Genomic DNA, 16,271 nt, shown 5'->3' with positions numbered 1-16,271 from the left:
GTCCCGGACGACACGAGGGGGTTGACCTGTCTATCCACCAGTCGACTCTCCACGCCCTCGAACGTCCCTGGCCCGAGACCACGGGCACCCCCTCGGGCCGGCGCGGTGGCCCGCTGCTCCTGCCGTCCCGGGCTCATGAGGTGGCGCTCGCAGTCGATGCCGTAGCGCGCGCCCACGGCGGGTACATCTGGACCGCCCCGGTCGGGACCGGCAAGAGCGCCCTGCTCGAGCTCACCCTGGACGAGCTCGCGACCCGTGCAGCACTCGTCCCGCACGTCGTCGTGCACCTGACGGCACGCTCCCCCGCGGCGGCGCACCACCGGCCCGGCGTCGAGCCGGCCTGGGCGACCGGCACCGTCGACCTGAGCAGGTCTCCCCACTCCGTCGCCCCCACAGCGAGCGCCGCCGGGGACCTGGGCGCGGCCACGGATGCCCTCGTCGGACAGCTCGAGCGCAGCTCCGGGGTCCCTGCCCCGGGCTACCTGCGGCGGTTCACGGCCGGGACGGACGACGCGCACGCGGGACCCGAGGCCACCTGCACAGCCCTCGCGCGGTACGTCCGTGAGGCGCTCCCCGGGACCACGCTCGTCCTGATCGTCGACGACATCGACGACCTCGACGACGCCACCCGCACCCTGGCCCTCGACCTCGTGGCCCACCACCAGATCCGCGCGGTACTGCTCGGGGCTGCCGCCCACGCCGGCTGGGACGCGCCGTTGCCCTATCCGATCGCCGTCCGCAAGCTCCCCCCGCTCTCGGCACAGGAGACCCTGCACCTGCTCACCCACGAGCACCGTAGGGAGTCTGGCAGCCGCACCCCGACGGGCACCGCGGTGGTCGGTGTGTCCCCGGTCGTCGCGGGGGCGCTCACCCAGCAGCTCGGCGGGAACACCGCATGCATCCTCCAGACCGCCGCCGAGCTCACCCCTGCCCAGCTCGCCGGCACGTCGATCCTGCCCAACCCGCTGCCGGCCGTGCCCGCGCTGGCCGAGCTGCACGGCCCGGCCCTCGCCTGTCTGAGCACCAGGGACCGTCGCTCCCTGCTCATCGCGTCGGTCACCGTCACCGATCGGCTCGACGTGCTGCTGGCCGCGGCCGCGACCACGATGGACGAGGTCGTGACAACCCCGCTCGCCGACCTCCTGCACTTCGTCGGCGGACGCTTCTCCTTCGTCCACCCCGGGGTGCGTGCCCTGGTCCACGCCGAGGCGAGCGTCGCCGACCGCACCGAGGCGCACGGCGCTCTCGCCCAGCCGCTGCTCGGCGCCGGGATGCAGGACGCCGCCGCCTGGCACCGGGCCCTCGCCTCCCTGGCGGGGGACCCGCTCGTCTGCTCAGATCTCAGCCTCATCGCCGAGCGGCTCATCGATCGCGGGGACGTGGTGCACGCCCACGAGGTAGCCCGGGAAGCCGCCTGCCAGGGCGCCGGCCGCGACCGCGCCGTCGCAGAGCGCCTCGCGGGGATCGCGGCGCTGCGCTCAGGGCACGTGGGCGACGCCGTCGACTGGTTGCGCGCCGCCATGCGGTCGGGTGACCAGACGCTCGCAGCGTGCGCCCTGCCCTCCTACGTGGTGGCCGTCGCCGCCCTCCACGGCCAGGTGCCCGACGACGACATCACCCAGCTCATCGAGGACTACGAAGCCGCTCTGAGCGACCCCGTCGTCTCGGACGGGATCGTGCGAGCCCTCGCCATCAGCGGCAGGTTGCATGCTGAGCGAGGGGAGAGCGACCTCGCCGCCATCGCCCTGGAGGCGGCCCGCTCGCTCGCCCTCGCGTGCGCCACGACCTCGGACTCGACGACCGACGTGGTGGCGGTCGAGCTGAGCTGGGCCTCGATGTTCACCGCCTTCACCCTCGACGAGCGCGCACCGACGACCTCCCCGCGCAGCCCTGACCGCCAGACCTACGTGAGCACCGGGCGCGCCCTCCAGCTCGCACTGTCCGGCGACCTCGACGGCGCAGCGCGGCTGCTCACGCACGCCGTCGCCAGCCTGTCCCCGCTGCACGACGGCGAGGTGTGGTGGGCGGTGTCCGAGCGCGCCGCCTCCCCCTTCGCAGAGGCGCACCTGAGGGTCGCCAAGGCCCTGGTCGACATGTGGAACGAGGACTTCCGCCGAGCCGCGCACGAACTGCACTCGGCCGCCTTCAGGCTGCCGGTCACCCTTCCCTTCGCCGGTCTGGGCGTGGCGGCCGCGCGTCGCCTCAGCGTGCTGCGCACCGGCGCCCTCGATGATGTCGCCACCGCGCTCGACGCCGTCAGCACCGCTTCCCCCGCCCTCCCGGTGCGCATCGAGGCCAGCATCGATCAGGCGATGCTGACTGCTCTGGAGCAGTGGCCGGACGATCCCGCGCACCGCGCGCCGTCGACCGAGGGCGGCGCGCCCTTGCTGCCTCGCCAGCACCCCACCCGCTTCCCTGCCCTGCCCGGCCTCCCGGACGTCGGCCGTCCCCTCGCCCCGGCCGCGCCCTCCACGTACCTGCGCGCCCACGACGAGCTGGCGGCGGGCCGGACCCTCGCACGGGCCGGCGCGCACGAGCGCGCCCTGGACCACCTCCGGTCGAGCTGCGACCTGTTCTCCCTGACGGGCGCGCAGGCGTGGAGCCAGCGAGCGGCGAGCGAGGCCGTCCGGCTCGCTGCGGCGACAGCCACAACCACAACCGCGGCCACGGCCACATCCACGCCCGAGACCCTGGATCTGCATGAGCGCTGGGGTGCGTTGCTCACCCGACGCGAGCTCGACGTCGCGCTGCTCGTGGTCCAGGGGGCGTCCAACCGCGACGTCGCCCAGGCCCTGCACCTGTCGGTCCGCACGGTCGAGGTGCACCTGAGCCGAGTGTTCCGCAAGACCGGCACCCGCTCGCGGGTCGCCCTGACCGTGCTGGCACACGCAGCCGACTGACGCTGTACGTAGTTCCACGTAGCCCGCACGCCGAGCCGTTATCAAACGTGTGGGAACACCTGATGTTTCGCCCGGGTGAAAAACATACGGTGAGTCCGTCCCGATCACGGACACCTTGAGTACAGAGCGTGGGCACAGCGACGACGCGCAACGTTGCGCGGCAGTCCTGACGGAGCACCTTCCCTGCCTCCCCTGTCGGCGCGGGCGACGCCCACGCCATGCACGTCATGTCCGACCTAAAGTGAGGATCCCGATGAAGCTTCGTGCAGCACTTCTCGCCGTCGTCCTCGGATCGGCAGCGATCATCCCGATCGCTTCCGCCCCGAGCGCGGAGGCCCATGGCTGGGTCACGTCCCCAGCCAGCCGTCAGGACAACTGCGCCACCGGCGCGACGTCCTTCGACTGTGGTCAGGTCAAGTACGAGCCGCAGAGCGTCGAGGCGCCCAAGGGATCGCTGCAGTGCAGCGGAGGCAACGCCGCCTTCTCGATCCTCGACGACGCGTCCAAGCCCTGGCCCGTCACGAACGTGGGCTCGAGCATCGAGCTCAAGTGGAAGCTCACCGCCGCGCACAACACGAGCCTGTGGGAGTACTTCCTCGACGGGAAGCTCTACAAGACCTTCGACCAGGGCGGCGCGCAGCCGTCGAGCACCATCTCGCACTCCCTGACCAACCTCCCCAACGGCAAGCACACGATCCTCGCGCGCTGGAACGTCTCCAACACCGCGATGGCGTTCTACTCCTGCGTCGACATCAACGTCACCAACGGGACGGTGCAGCCCACCCCTGAGCCGACCCCGGAGCCGACTCCCGGGCCGACCACCCCCACCAACCCCCAGCCGGGCACCTGCGTCGCGCCGGCCTGGGTTGCCGGGACCGCCTACACCAGCGGCAAGGAGGTCACCTCCGAGGGCCACACCTGGAAGGCCAAGTGGTGGACCCAGAACGAGAAGCCCGGCGCGAGCGCCTGGGGACCGTGGACCGACCTGGGGACCTGCGCCCCGGTCACCCCTCCCACCACTCCCCCCACCACCCCGCCGACCACTCCTCCCACCACGCCCCCGGTGACCCCGCCCACCACGCCGCCGGTCACCACCCCGGGTGACCCCAACGCCCGCGTCGTGGGCTACTTCACCAACTGGGGCGTCTACGGTCGCAACTACCACGTCAAGGACATCGAGACGTCCGGCTCAGCCGACAAGCTCACGCACATCCTCTACGCCTTCGGCAACGTCAAGAACGGTCAGTGCACCATCGGTGACGCCTACGCCGACTACGAGAAGACCTACACCGCGGCCCAGAGCGTCGACGGTGTGGCCGACGCGTGGGACTCCCCGCTCGCCGGGAACTTCAACCAGCTGCGCAAGCTCAAGGCGCTCCACCCTGACCTCAAGGTGATCTGGTCCTTCGGCGGCTGGACCTGGTCCGGTGGGTTCACCCAGGCGGCGGCCAACCCGACGGCCTTCGCCAAGTCCTGCCGGAACCTCGTCGAGGATCCGCGCTGGGCTGATGTCTTCGACGGCATCGACGTCGACTGGGAGTACCCCAACGCCTGCGGTCTGACCTGCGACACGAGCGGTTTCTCCTCCTACAAGAACGTCATGTCCGCGCTGCGCACAGAGTTCGGCACGGATCTGGTCACCTCGGCGATCGGTGCCGACGCGACCGCGGGCGGCAAGATCGACGCGGCGGACTACGCCGGAGGCGCGCAGTACGCCGACTGGATCATGCCGATGACCTATGACTACTTCGGAGCATGGGAGAAGAACGGCCCGACGGCGCCGCACTCGCCCCTGACCTCGTACGCGGGGATGCCGAAGGCTGGCTTCGACTCCGCCACGACGATCACCAAGCTCACGGGCATGGGGATCCCCTCGAACAAGCTGCTGCTCGGCATCGGCTTCTACGGCCGAGGGTGGACCGGGGTCACCCAGTCAGCCCCGGGTGGCTCGGCCACCGGTCCCGCGGCAGGCAAGTACGAGGCCGGCATCGAGGACTACAAGGAGCTCAAGGTCACCTGCCCGCCCACCGGAACCGTCGGTGGCACGGCCTACGCCTTCTGCAACGGGAACTGGTGGAGCTATGACACCCCCGCCACCATCACCACGAAGATGGCCTACGCCAAGCAGCAGAAGCTGGGCGGCGCCTTCTTCTGGGAGCTGTCCGGTGACACCAGCAACGGTGAGCTCATCACCGCCATCCAGTCAGGTCTGAAGAAGTAACCGGATCCGACACACCAGACGCCCGTCAGGACTCCGGTCCTGGCGGGCGTCTGTCGTGACCGGCTAGAGCTGGATGTCAGGCAGCATCGTCTGCGGGACCGGCGCCATCGGGTCGATGAGCCACGCGCTGCGCAGCTCCTCCCACACCTCGACGGGCACCGGCGTGCGCGAGTGCGCCAGGACGGACTCGACCTGCTCCGCGCCGCGCGCACCGACCACCGTGGACACCACCGCCGGGTGCGCCCGGACGAAGGCCAGGGCGACGTCGGGCAGGGTGACGCCGTGGCGTTCGCAGATGTCGGCGATCTGGTTGGTCTTGGCGAGCAGCTCGGCGGGGGCCGGGGCGTAGTCGTAGTGGGCGTCCTCGGGAGGACGGGGACGAGCCAGCAGCCCGGAGTTGAACACTCCGGCGATGACCACGCCGACGTTGCGCTCCACGGCGGCCGGCATGAGGTCGGCGAGGGCGCCCTGCTCGAGCAGGGTGTACCGCCCGGCGCACATGACGAGGTCGATGTCGGTCTCGCGGACGAAGCGGGTGAGCATCGGCGTCTGGTTCATGCCGACGCCGACGGCGCGCACGACGCCTTCCTCGCGCAGCTCGACCAGCGCCGGGACGGCCTGCGAGGAGGCCTCGTACCAGTGCTCGTCGGGATCGTGCAGGTAGGCCACGTCGATGTGGTCCAGGCCGAGGCGGGCCAGAGACTCCTCGATGCTGCGGCGCACGCCGTCACGGCTGAAGTCCCAGACGCGGCGGTGGGTAGCCGGGACCACGAAGTCCTCGTCCTGCTCGTCGGCCGTCTCCGGAGAGTCCGCGAGCAGCCGGCCGACCTTGGTCGAGACGACGTACTCCTCACGCGGGTACTGGGCGAGGAGGGCACCCAGGCGCCGCTCGGACAGACCGAGCCCGTAGTGCGGGGCGGTGTCGAAGTACCGGATGCCACCGTCCCAGGCCGCCCGGACGGCGCCGGCGGCCTCGTCCTCCGTCGTGACGCGGTACAGGTTGCCCAGCTGCGCGGCCCCCAGGCCGAGCGGGCTCAGATTGACGCTCATCTGCTCACAGTGGCAGGTCATGGGCGTGTCTGCACGTCGGAGCGGTGGTCGGGGACGGGCGTGCACCCGGCGGACAGGGCCGTGGGGCCCGCGGACGGTTGCTGCCGTCCACGGACCCCACGGGCAGGGCTACCGGACCGTCACCAGGAGGGTCCGGGTCTGGGTGATGCCCGCGGCGTTCTCGAGCTCGGCGCGGTACTCGTAGACGCCCGGTGCCCGCCCGGTCACCTGGGTGGCTGCCTTCTGGGCGGCCGGGGTGGAGGCGGCCAGCGTCTGGGTGTCCAGCAGCGCGCCGTTCTCGTACAGGCGGTAGGTGGCTGCGTTCGAGCCCCACCACATGTTCATCGACACGGTGTAGCTGCCGTCCCCGTCCCAGTTGTCGTGGGACAGGGTCCCGGTCGCCGGGCTGGCGTCGCGCACCACGACGGTGTGCTCGCCGCAAGAGCCCTGCGGGCCTCCGACCGTGCCACCGGCCGTGCTCAGCTCACAGGTGTAGACGTAGGTGCCGTTCGCCTTCCCGGTGATCGGGACGGAGGCCTTCTGAGCCGACGGGGTGGCGTCGGTCAGGGGCACCGTCGCCACGGCCCGGCCGTCCTCGAAGAGCGTGAAGCTCGTCGCGTTCTGGCCCCACCACAGGTTCATGGTGACCGTGTAGTCGCCGTCGAGCAGGCCCGTGTCCCAGCCGTTGTCGTCGCTCAGCGTGCCCCGGGCCGGCAGGGGGCCGGTGGGTGGGGCGACGGGGACGTTGACGTAGCTGATCGACGGAGCCGGCGGCGTCGTCATGCCCTCGCCGAGGAAGTAGCTCGTGTGCGGGGGCTGGTTGTAGGAGACGTTCTGCCATGCCACGCCCAGGCGGTAGACCGGGTCGTGCATGAGGGTGCGGAGCTTGTGCTCGGTGACGTCGGTCGTGGTGAAGATCCGCAGGGCGGTCGAGTCGTCCGTGCGGTAGACGAGCTCCTCGCGCCAGTCGCCGAAGAGGTCCGCCTGGATCGCAGGGTTGCCCTTCGTGTCGTTGTTCGTCCGGGTGCCGGTGAAGGTCTCCAGGCGGACGGAGGCGCTGGCGTCCCAGTCCCACTTGGACACCGAGGGCACGCCCACGCGGGTCACGGCGTCGAAGTCGTGGTCGGTGATCTCCCGCAGGAGGTCTCCGTCCCACCACGTGAGGAAGTTCGCTGCCGGGATGGCCGTGCTGATCTGCTCCCCGGAGGAGTTCCGCAGCGACCCGGTGGAGGAGTTCCACGCGTAGTCCCCGCCGATGGCCCAGGCTTCGGCGCCCGGGTGCCGGGGGTCGATGTCGCCGGCGGCTCCGCGACCGGTGTCACGGGTCCCGGGGATGTCCCAGATGATCTCCCCGGTCGCCGCGTCGCGCATGGTCGCCGCGCGTCCTCCGGAGTCCCCGATGCTCTCGTGGACCGCGAAGACCTCCAGGCCCGGACGGTCCGGGATGAGGTCGGACAGGTGCATGGCGTCGCCGTGCCCGAGCTCGGTGGAGTAGAGGCCGGTGCCGTCGTCGTCGATGGTCATCGAGCCGAAGACGATCTCGTCCTTCTGATCACCGTCCACGTCGGCCACGGAGAGGTTGTGGTTGCCCTGGTGCGCCCACTGGTCACCGGCGTCGTCGGAGTCGAAGACCCAGCGCTGGTGCAGGCTCGTCCCGTCGAAGTCGTAGGCGGCCAGCACGGTGCGGGTGTAGTACCCGCGGCTGAAGATCGCGCTCGGGTGCTCCCCGTCGAGGTAGGCCACCCCGGCGAGGAAGCGGTCCACCCGGTTACCGTAGGTGTCCCCCCACGCCCCGACGTCCCCGCGCGGCGGGGTGTAGTCGATCGTGTCGATCGCCGCGCCGGTGAGGCCGTCGAAGACGGTGAGGAACTCCGGTCCGGTGAGCACGTAGCCACCGGAGTTGCGGTAGTCGGCGGATGCGTCACCGATCACGGTGCCCACGCCGTCCACGGTGCCGTCGGCGGTCTTGACGATGACCTCGGCCCGGCCGTCGGAGTTGAAGTCGTAGACCATCATCTGCGTGTAGTGCGCACCGGCCCGGATGTTGTGGCCCATGTCGATGCGCCAGAGCTTGGTGCCCTCCAGCGTGTAGGCGTCGAGGTAGACGGTCCCGGTGTAGCCGGACTGGGAGTTGTCCTTGCTGTTGCTCGGAGACCACATGACGACGTACTCGTACTGCCCGTCGCCGTCGAGGTCGGCCACCGAGGTGTCGCCCGCGTAGTAGCTGTAGGGCTGACCGTCCTTGGTGTAGGCGTCGGCCGGCTTGTCGAGCGGGATGTCCAGTGACCCGCCCGACCACACACCGAACTCCGCCGTCGCCGCGGACTGCGTCCCGGCGTCGACGGGGTGGACGGTGTAGACGGAGTCCGTGGTGCCGTCCGCGTCGACGTAGTTCGTCGACCCGGTGACCGGGGTCTCGGTGATCTTGGTGCCGTCCCGGAAGATGTCGAAGGCGATGCCCTCGGGGTCCAGGCCGAGCATCCGCCAGCCGAGGTACACCCCGGCGTCGGTGGAGACGGCGACCGGTGCCCGGTCGAGGTACTCCATCGCCCGGACCAGCGTGGTGTCCGCGGTGGACTCCAGGCGGGCCGAGCGAGCCGACTCACCACCGGCGTTGACGGCGGTGACCTCGTAGAAGTACGGCACGGTCGTCAGCACCGTGGTGTCGGTGAAGGTGGCCGACGGGGTGCTGGCGACAAAGGTCGCCGGCCCGCCCGCGGTCGTGGCCCGGTAGACGGAGTAGAACAGCGCGCCGTCGTCGGCCTCCCAGGAGAAGGTGACGTCGTTCTTGCCGACCTCGCCCAGGGTGAGCCCGGTGGGCGCAGCGAGCACCGCGACGTCCGGATCGATCGTGGTCACCTCGAGCGGGTTGGACGCGACGGACTCCATGCCCGTGGCGTCCACCGCGGTCACCGTGTACGTGTAGGCCTGCCCGACGGCGGCCCCCGAGTCCACGAGGGAGGTCCCGTCCTGCTCGGCGACGAGCACCGGGGCGTCGGCCGTGGCGGCCTTGCGGTAGACCCGGTAGGAGCTGGCGGCGTCGACCCCCTGCCAGGACAGCGCGACCGCGACCTCCTGGCCGGTGATGGTCAGGTCGTCGAGGGCGAGCTGGCCGGGAGCCAGCAGCAGCGGGGTGACCTCGACGCCGTTGAGCCGGGCGCCGGTGCCGGAGATGGCCAGGTTGAGCTGGCCGTCGGTGACCAGCACCGGGGAGCTCATCTTCTCCGAGACCGATGCGGTCCCGGCGTTGGAGGCGCCGTAGTCCTTGCCCTCGAGGGTGATGTTCGTGCGGCTCGAGCCGATCCAGTCACCGTTGTAGGTCTTGACCGCGTACGTGCCGTTGGGCACGTCGAGGGCGAAGACCTGGGTGGGGCTGGGCAGCAGGAAGTCTCGCTGCAGGGCGTTCGGCGGCGGCGTGTAGCCGGCGCCGCGGTCGCGTCCGGTCAGGCCGGTGATGTCGAGGAAGCCGTAGCCGATCGCCTTGGTGTACCTGGACTTCTCGTTCACCTCGGTGTACCCGGGCATGAGCGGGTTGCCGGCGAGCTGCATGTCGAACTTGTACAGCGCGTTGGTCGTGGTGACCCGCACGGGCGCGGAGGGCGCGGAGTCCCCGCGTCCGTTGACCGCCACGACGCGGAGGTCGTAGGACGCGCCCTCGGCCAGGCCACCGACGGCGAGCTGGGCGAGGGTGGACGTCCCCACGAGGGCGTAGGCGTCGTCGGTCGCGGTGGCGTCCTTGCGGAACACCTTGTAGATGTCCGCACCCTCGACGGCGGCCCACTTGATGAGGGCGCCGGCGTTGGAGACGTCGCCGGCGACCACCGAGACGGGGGCAGCCGGGACGGCGTCGGGCAGGTCGACCTCGTCGACGAGGCCGGACAGCGGGATGCCCAGGCCCTGGACCTCCGCCGCGATGAGGCGAGCCAGCTGGATGGCGCCGTACTCCTGGAAGTGGGTGTCGTCGGCGGTGCCGGCCGGGCGGCCTGGGTAGACACCCGCCGGGACGTGCAGGAACACCGACTTGGCGGCCTCGAAGCCGATCGTGTCGAGGTACTCCCGGCTGGACCGGGACAGGTCCACCAGCGGCACGCCCTTCTCGGTCGCGAGGGCCGTCGCGGCGGCCACGTACTCCGGGAAGGAGACGGTGAACGTGCCCGCGGCATCGACGCTTCGACGCGAGACCGGCGTGACGACGACCGGGGTCGCCCCGCGCTGGATCGCGCCGTCGACGAAGGTCCGCAGGTAGTTCTCGTAGTCGGCCGGGCCGGCGTAGCGGTCGTCGACCCCGTAGGAGTTGTCGTTGTGCCCGAACTGGACGAAGAGGTAGTCCCCCGGCTTGATCTGGCGCAGCACCTCGTCGAGGCGGCCCTGGGAGATGAAGTTCTTGGTCGAGCGGCCACCGATGGCGTGGTTCTTGAAGGCGACGCTGTCGGTGAAGAAGCGGTCGATCATCTGGCCCCAGCCGGCCTGGGGCGCGTACTCGGGGGTGTAGGTCTGGACCGTGGAGTCACCGGTAATGTACGCCGTCGGGGTGGCGGCCGCGGTGCGATCGGCCTTCTTGGTGATGGTCAGGGCGTTGAGGTTGGCGGCGTCGCCTGCCATCTCGAGGTTGAGCTGACCGTCCACGAGGGCCACGTCGAAGGACATCTCGAGGTGCTCCCCGGCGACCTTGGTCGTGGACTGGACCTTGGCCATCGTCTCGGCGGTGACGGCGATGGTCGTGGGACCGGCAGGGTCGCCGGCGACGAGTGAGACGGTGTAGTCGCCGTCAGGCAGGTCCACGACGAGCTCGGTGTCCCCCACGGTCACGAAGTCCGTGCGCACCGGGTCGCTCGTGCCGCGGTCGGTCGAGGTGACCTTGCCCGGCTCGACGAAGCCGATCCGGGTCTCGCTCGTGTAGGCGGCGTCCGGGCCCAGGGCGGTGTAGCCGGGGGCCACTGCGCCCGAGCCGAAGTCGAGGCGCAGCACGCCGTCCTCGGGCAGGGGCGCGGGGGTGACGATCGGGCTGGCGGTGACGGCCGAGTGCGGGGACCGGCCCGCCGAGGTGGTCGCGGCGACACGGTAGAAGCTCACCACGGAGGTGTCGGCTGCCGTGTCCTCGAGCGTGAAGATCCGCTCGCCCGTGCGGCCGACCTCGGTGAAGGTCCCGTCCGGGGCGTCCGAGCGGCTGAGCACGTAGCCGGTCGCGCCGGCCACCTGATCCCAGCGCACGGTGACGGCCTCGGAGGTGACCTGGGCCATGCGCCCCCAGGCCGGGGCCTTGAGCGCGGGGTCGAGCGGGTCCGCCGGGTCGCCCGGGTCCGTGGTGGGCTCGGTGGTCGGCTCGGTCGTGGGCTCGGTGGTCGGTTCGGTGGTGGGCTCGGTGCCCGGGTCGGTGGTCGGCTCGGTGCCCGGGTCGGTGGCCACCGGGGTGAGGGTCACGGAGTTCACGTACGCCCCGACCCCTGCCCCGGTGAAGGACACCTCGACCTGGCCGTCGGAGACCACGGCGCGCCAGGTCTCGCTGACCACGGCCTGCCGGGCCTGGAGCGTCCCGGCCGCCGCGCCCTCGATGGACACGCTGGTCTTGGTGGTGCTCGTGCCGGCGAGGGTGTCGCCCGAGGTCACGGTCACGTCGTAGGTGCCGTTGGGGACGTCGACGAGGAAGGACCACGCGGTGCCGATGACAAAGTCACGGTCGGCGTCGCTCTGGGCGGCCCCGCGGTCGCGGGAGGCGAGCGTCACGCCGTCGGCCGGCACGACGCCGAAGCCGCGGTCGGGTGTGTAGGTGAGGGTCTCGTGCACCCGGTCGGCGCCGGAGGCGACCGGGCTGGTCGCGGTGCCGAAGTCGAAGACCCGGGTGAGGGGCGCGGGGTCTGCGTCGTCGGCGAGGGCGGGGACGGCGGCGAAGCCGGTCAGCGCGGTCGAGACGGCGGCGACGCCGGCGACCGTGCGCATGAGGGTGCGGCGCGGCAGAGCCAGCGCATGTGCGCGGGCGGATCCCGCGCGTGGTGCCCCGGGGCTGTGCGCCCCGGGTGGTGTGGTGCGATCCATGAAGGTCTCCTGCTCGTGGAAGCTCGATCGGGGAGTTCCGACGCAGGCGGCGTGCCTGCGACATGGGCGCACGTCGCGCCGGGTCCTGGGACCGGGTCGCGGGCAGGTGACCGGGGCGCTGTTGCCACGGTCGTCGGCGGACGTGGTCGTGCGGTGTCGTGGGATGTCGTGCGGTCGTGGGTGGTGCGGGGCCTGCGGTGTCGTGCGTGGTGCTGTGCGGTGATCCACCTCGAGCCGCTCCCCGGGTGCTTCTGCGCACCCGCGTGAATCGATTCAATCCCGCATGCAGACTCGTCCCTGAGCTCACGTGCGGGGATCACCTCATCCGGGAAGCGCTTCCCGGTGTGCATCGACCCTGACAGACAGGACATTCGATGTCAACAGCCCGAGAAGGTCACGTACCTCATCGGTGGTGCGGCGGGACGGCGTAGACCACGTGCTCGCTGTGCTGGATGACGTTGGTGACCAGCGCTTCCACATGCTCGCTGCTCAAGGCGTAGTAGACGGTCGTCCCGTCGCGCCGCGCGGTGACGAGATGGCCGCCACGCAGCTTGGCCAGGTGCTGGGAGACGCCTGGCACAGGACGCCCGACGGCGGCCGCGATCGCCCCGACCGCTCGTTCACCCTCGCTGAGCAGCACGAGGATCTCCAGCCGGGTCCGGTCGGCGAGCAGGCGCAGGATGTCGACGGCCTCGTTGAGGCCGCCGTCCGCGGACCCGTCGACATCCGACGCCGAGCCGGCAGTCAGCGCGCCAGCGGCCGCGGGCCCTGGCTCACCAGCCGTGCCCCGCGTCCCCGCACCCTCACGCAGCCCTGTGCTCACCTCAGCCATGCTGTCACGGAGTCAGGGTCCACGCCTCGGGCAGCGCGCCCAGCTGCGTCAGCACCGAGGGCGTCGCCGGGCGCAGCGTTCACCCCCGCGCTCGCGGGCAGCCGGCGCGGCTGAGCGGGCCGAGTCGGCGGACCCGCAGGCCACAGCGCCGCCGCCCCGCACACGGCGACCAGCCCGAGCGCCGCGAGCGCCCAGGGCGCCGTCGTCACGGCCAACCACCCCGCGAGCGGGTAGGTCATCAACCAGCAGACATGAGACAGGGAGAACTGGGCGGCGAAGGCCGCCGGCAGGTCGCGCGGAGCGATCTCGGCCTGGATGAGCCGTCCGACCGGGGTCTCCGCGGCGGCCCATCCGGCCCCGACCATGGCCCACACGGCGCACAGCAGCACGAGGCCGGCCTCGCCCCGGACCGTCAGCACGGCGGGGACCAGCGCCGTCGCCGCGACGGTCAGGGCTGCGCCGGCGAGCATAACCGCGCGCTCTGACCGGGCAGCCAGCACCCGGGGCAGCGCTGCGGCGGCCATGATCGAGCCGAGGCCGTTGGCCGCGAGGGCGACCGGCAGCGCCCACGCCCCCAGCCCGAAGACCTCCCGGACGATGACGACCGTCTGGACGAGCACCAGCGCCCCCGCTGCGGCGACGGCGAGGCCGAGCAGCAGCGCACCGCGCAGCGGGGCGGAGCCCAGGAGCAGCACTCCCCCGCCCCGCAGCCGCTGGCCGAAGGACTCTGCGCCGCGCGCAGACCGTGCGCCGCGTGCGGTGCGCGGCGCATCCGGCGCCAGGGACCGCAGCGGCGGTGGCAGCACGACGGAGAGCACGAGCAGGGCCGAGGCGACGAAGCCGGCCGCGGTGCCGACGAAGAGCGTCGGCGCCGCGACGACCAGCAGCAGACCGCCGGCCAGCACCGGGGACAGCACCGTCTCGAGGTCCTCGGCCATCCGGGCCAGGGACAGCGCTGCGGTGTACTCCCCGCGGTCGGTGAGCACCCGCGGGACGACGGCCTGGAAGGTCGGGGTGAAGGTCGCCGAGGCGGCCTGGAGGAGAGCGACGAGGAGGTAGACCTGCCACACCTGGTCGACGAAGGGCAGCATGATCGCGGCGCCGGCCCGCACCGCGTCCGCGGCGACCAGGACCGAGCGGGCGGGCAGCCGGGTCAGGGCGGCGGAGGCGAGCGGCGCGACCGTGACGTAGGCGACCATCTTGATCGCGAAGGCGGTCCCCAGGATCTGCCCCGCCGAGCTGCCGGACCCGCCCGACCCGCTGGCGAGGTCGAAGGCCACGAGGCTCAGCGCCACCGTCGCCAGCCCTGTCCCCACGAGCGAGACCACCTGCGCGGCGAAGAGCCGGCGGTAGACGGGACGCTCCAGCGGATGAGTCATCCATCCAGTTTTCGCCTTGTTGCGCAAGCACGCAAGCATCCGGGTCGACGCGCTGGTCACGGCCCTGGGTGCGGGACCGGCCGGTGCTCAGGTCACGGTCAGTGCTGGTCGTGCTCCCCGTCGAGCTGCATGAGGCGGGACTCCTCCAGGTCGAGCATGCGCTGGGCTCGATCGAGGATCCGCGAGCTGTAGCTGCCCGTCGCCCGTGCGTCGAGGAAGGCGGCCCGTTCGGCCTGCAGCACCCGCAGCCGCAGCTCGCGGCGCTGCTCGTGCGGACGGCGTCGGTCGTCGTCGGCGCTGCGCTCGATGACGGCCTCGCCCATCATCACGCTGTCCTCACGCACCCGCTCCACCACCTCGGGGTCGAAGAGCTCCCCGTCCTCGCGGCGCAGCTCGGGGTTGTCCAGCGCAGCCAGCCCCACCGTGGCGATCTCCTGGTAGAGGTTCGCCAGCTCCGCACGGTCCGCCGCGCGGTCCGACCCGACCACGCCGAGCTTGCGGATGACCCACGGCAGGGTGAGCCCCTGACCGAGCAGCGTGACGATCGCGACGGTGAAGGCGACGAGGATGAGCTCGGAGCGGTAGGGGATGTCGCTCGGCAGCGACTGCGCAGCGGCGAGGGTCACCACACCGCGCATCCCCGACCACGCCAGGACCACCCCACCGCGCCACCCCAGACCTTCGGAGGTGAGGAACTCCGCATCGGCCCGTTTGCGGGACAGGAAGCGGCGAGCCCGCGTCGATCGGTCGCTCGCACTGTCCTCACGCTCGTCGATGACGTCGAGGCGTTCCAGGGCGCTGTCCAGGTAGGGGGTGACCTGCTCGGCGCGGCGCTGGTCCCGGCGCAGCATGGCGATGAGCGGCACCACGAAGGCGCCACGAACCAGCACGAGCAGCACCGTCGCGAGCAGCCCCACCCAGACCGCGTGCCACACCCCGAGGTTCGCCTCCTGCACCTCCTGCACGAGAGCCTTGAGCTCGATGCCCATGAGCAGGAAGACGCCGTTCTCCAGCACGAACTGCGCGGTGCGCCAGTTGGTGCGCTCGCTGATCCGGTCCTGGGCGGAGAACATCACTGCGCTGCGGTGCCCGGTGTAGAGCCCGGCCACCACGACGGCGAGCACCCCCGAGGCGCGGACCTCCTCCGCGGGGATGAAGGCCACGAAGGGCACCGCGAAGGAGATGGTCGTGGTGAGCACCGCGTCGTTGAGCCGCGAGCGCGCCCAGACCGTCACGTACCCGACGACCAGCCCGATGGCGATCGCCGCGACCACCGCGTAGGCGAAGTCCGCAGCCACCTCCCACAGTCGGAACTCGGTCGTCGCGGCAGCGACCGCGACCGCTGAGCGCAGCAGCACCAGGGCGGAGGCGTCGTTGACCAGCCCCTCCCCCTCGAGCAACGTCACCAGCCGCGGCGGCAGGCCCAGGCGCTTGCCGATCGACGTCGCCGCCACGGCGTCGGGCGGGCTGATGACCGCGCCCAGCGCGATCGCGGCGGGCAGCGACAGGTCAGGGAGCAGCCAGTACAGCAGCGCACCGCTGGCCAGGGCGGAGATGAGCACCAGCACGACCGACAACCCGGTGATCGCCTTGAGGTTGCGGCGGAAGTCCACGAGCGGCACGGTGACCGCGTTGGAGTACAGGATCGGCGGGAGCACGGCGGCCAGGATGAGCTCGGGCGGGAACTCGAAGTCCGGGACGCCCGGGACAAAGCTGGCGACGATCCCGACCACCACGAGGATCAACGGGGCTGCGACAGCGAGCCGCGAGGCAAAGGCCGAGACTGCGACGACGACGAGGATGCCGACCACACCGAGGACCGCGTACTCCATCCGCTCACCCTAGACCTCACCGGC

The 16,271-nt window shown here is 71.5% G+C and carries 7 protein-coding genes; 2 read left to right on the top strand and 5 right to left on the bottom strand.

The window, feature by feature from the left end:
- Positions 1-140 precede the first annotated feature (140 nt).
- Positions 141-2,900 (top strand): helix-turn-helix domain-containing protein, encoded by a 2,760-nt coding sequence (locus SS2_RS03785; protein WP_066461227.1) that lies wholly within the window; start codon positions 141-143, stop codon positions 2,898-2,900.
- Between the two features lie 253 nt (positions 2,901-3,153).
- Positions 3,154-5,121: a glycosyl hydrolase family 18 protein gene (locus tag SS2_RS03780; protein WP_169796254.1), complete on the top strand. Its 1,968-nt coding sequence runs from the start codon at positions 3,154-3,156 to the stop codon at positions 5,119-5,121.
- Between the two features lie 63 nt (positions 5,122-5,184).
- On the opposite strand, the gene SS2_RS03775 is transcribed toward SS2_RS03780, so the two are convergent.
- From SS2_RS03775 to SS2_RS03755, 5 genes are all read right to left on the bottom strand, one after another.
- Positions 5,185-6,171 (bottom strand): aldo/keto reductase, encoded by a 987-nt coding sequence (locus SS2_RS03775; RefSeq protein ID WP_083941701.1) that lies wholly within the window; start codon positions 6,169-6,171, stop codon positions 5,185-5,187.
- A gap of 129 nt (positions 6,172-6,300) precedes the next feature.
- Positions 6,301-12,204, bottom strand: coding sequence for a rhamnogalacturonan lyase family protein (locus SS2_RS03770; protein WP_245643338.1), 5,904 nt, complete (start codon positions 12,202-12,204; stop codon positions 6,301-6,303).
- Between the two features lie 403 nt (positions 12,205-12,607).
- Positions 12,608-13,036 carry an ArsR/SmtB family transcription factor gene (locus tag SS2_RS03765; RefSeq protein ID WP_083941699.1) on the bottom strand — a complete coding sequence of 143 codons (429 nt, stop codon included), beginning with the start codon at positions 13,034-13,036 and terminating at the stop codon, positions 12,608-12,610.
- Positions 13,024-14,415 carry an MFS transporter gene (locus SS2_RS03760; protein WP_066461223.1) on the bottom strand — a complete coding sequence of 464 codons (1,392 nt, stop codon included), beginning with the start codon at positions 14,413-14,415 and terminating at the stop codon, positions 13,024-13,026. Before SS2_RS03760 ends, SS2_RS03765 begins: the two co-directional genes overlap by 13 nt.
- A 98-nt stretch (positions 14,416-14,513) precedes the next feature.
- Positions 14,514-16,247: a cation:proton antiporter gene (locus SS2_RS03755; RefSeq protein ID WP_066461221.1), complete on the bottom strand. Its 1,734-nt coding sequence runs from the start codon at positions 16,245-16,247 to the stop codon at positions 14,514-14,516.
- Positions 16,248-16,271 lie beyond the last annotated feature (24 nt).

Origin of the sequence: Sanguibacter suarezii NBRC 16159, assembly GCF_001552735.1 — a bacterium.
Classification (GTDB): domain Bacteria; phylum Actinomycetota; class Actinomycetes; order Actinomycetales; family Cellulomonadaceae; genus Sanguibacter; species Sanguibacter suarezii.
The sequence above is the reverse complement of the archived record's forward strand: the minus strand, read 5'-3'. Positions and strand labels throughout refer to the sequence as shown.

Coding starts and splice junctions, on each gene's coding strand:
- SS2_RS03775 (WP_083941701.1), bottom strand. CDS start 6,171: ATGAGCGTCAATCTGAGCCCGCTCGGCCTGGGGGCCGCGCAGCTGGGC.
- SS2_RS03760 (WP_066461223.1), bottom strand. CDS start 14,415: ATGACTCATCCGCTGGAGCGTCCCGTCTACCGCCGGCTCTTCGCCGCG.
- SS2_RS03780 (WP_169796254.1), top strand. CDS start 3,154: ATGAAGCTTCGTGCAGCACTTCTCGCCGTCGTCCTCGGATCGGCAGCG.
- SS2_RS03765 (WP_083941699.1), bottom strand. CDS start 13,036: ATGGCTGAGGTGAGCACAGGGCTGCGTGAGGGTGCGGGGACGCGGGGC.
- SS2_RS03770 (WP_245643338.1), bottom strand. CDS start 12,204: ATGGATCGCACCACACCACCCGGGGCGCACAGCCCCGGGGCACCACGC.
- SS2_RS03755 (WP_066461221.1), bottom strand. CDS start 16,247: ATGGAGTACGCGGTCCTCGGTGTGGTCGGCATCCTCGTCGTCGTCGCA.